Here is a 1382-nt window from a genome sequence, read left to right on the forward strand (position 1 = left end):
TGGACGTCCGGCCACGGCGAGGGCTGGGCGCTGTACGCGGAGAAGCTCATGGAGGAGCTCGGCTTCCTCGACGACCCGGGCGACCACCTCGGCATGCTGGACATGCAGCGCATGCGCGCGGCCCGCGTGGTGTTCGACATCGGCTACCACTGCGGCTTCGACGCCCCCGAGTCCGAGGGCGGCGGCGCGTGGACCCCGGAGAAGGGCTACGCGTTCCTGGCCAAGCACCTGAGGATCTCCGAGGGCCAGCGCCGCTTCGAGTTCACGCGCTACCTCGGCTGGCCGGGGCAGGCGCCGGCCTACAAGGTGGGCCAGCGCATCTGGGAGCAGATCCGCGCCGAGCACGAGCAGGCCGAGGGCGCCGACTTCGACCTCAAGGCCTTCCACACCCGGGCCCTGCGCCTGGGCGGCATGGGCCTGGACACCCTGCGGGAGGCACTCGCGTGATCCCGCACGACGACGGCGCGGCCGGCCCCGGCACGGGCCTGCGGCTGGTGCTCGGCTCGGCCTCCCCCGGCCGGGCGGAGGTCCTGACCCGGGCGCGGGTGCCGTTCCGCGTCGTCGTCTCGGGGGTGGCCGAGGCGGCCGTGGGCGCGGCGGCGGGCGACCCGTCGCCGGCGGAGCTGGCGGGCCTGCTGGCGGAGGCCAAGGGCCGCGACGTGGCCGCCCGTGTGGCGGCCGCCGGCGTCGACGCGCCCACGCTCGTGCTCGGCTGCGACTCCGTGTTCGAGTTCGAGGGCCGCTCCCACGGCAAGCCCTACGAGCCCGAGGTCGCCGTCGAGCGCTGGCGCGCCCAGGCCGGCCGGGAGGGCGTGCTGCATTCGGGCCACTGGCTGGGCCTGGTGCTGCCGGAGTCCGGGGCCGCGTCCGGGATGGCCGCGGAGGCGGGCGTGGTGTCCGCCGTCGTGCGCTTCGGCGCCGTCACCGAGGCCGAGATCCAGGCCTACGTGGCCACGGGCGAGCCGCTGCACTGCGCGGGCGCGTTCACAGTCGACGGCGCGGGCGCGGCCCTCGTGGACGGCGTGGACGGGGACCCCAACGCGGTGATCGGGCTGTCCGTGGCGTGGCTGCGGCGGGCCGCGGCGGCCCTGGGCCAGGACTTCACCCGGTTGTGGGAACCCTCCAACGCGCAGCGCTGATCCGGCGCGTCCGGGCCCCGTGCCTCGGAGGGTTCCGCCACAACGAGTAGGGTGCTGGTCAGAGTCGGCGCCGTCCCGCGCCCTTCGCCCCAGCGGGTGAGGGGAACGACCCCGGACGTGGCGCCCGCACCCCCAGCCGTGATCGTCCGAGGAGTCCATCGCCCATGAGCATCGCCGACGCACCGCAGGCCTCGGTCGTCCCGCCCGTCGACCCCGCGGCGGAGCGCCGGTTCTCCCGGGTGC

At 76.1% G+C, this 1382-nt stretch carries 2 protein-coding genes; both read left to right on the plus strand.

Annotated elements, in window-relative coordinates:
* Positions 1–447, plus strand: a 447-nt coding sequence (locus ACFWJO_RS39260; protein ID WP_386873029.1) for a DUF885 domain-containing protein, incomplete at its 5' end; no start/stop codon positions are given.
* Positions 444–1139, plus strand: a complete 696-nt coding sequence (locus ACFWJO_RS39265; RefSeq protein ID WP_386873031.1) for a Maf family protein — start codon at positions 444–446, stop codon at positions 1137–1139. The genes ACFWJO_RS39260 and ACFWJO_RS39265, both read left to right, overlap by 4 nt.
* The last annotated feature ends 243 nt before the right edge of the window (positions 1140–1382 follow it).

The sequence above is a fragment of the Streptomyces sp. NPDC127092 genome, assembly GCF_042722475.1.
GTDB lineage: Bacteria > Actinomycetota > Actinomycetes > Streptomycetales > Streptomycetaceae > Streptomyces.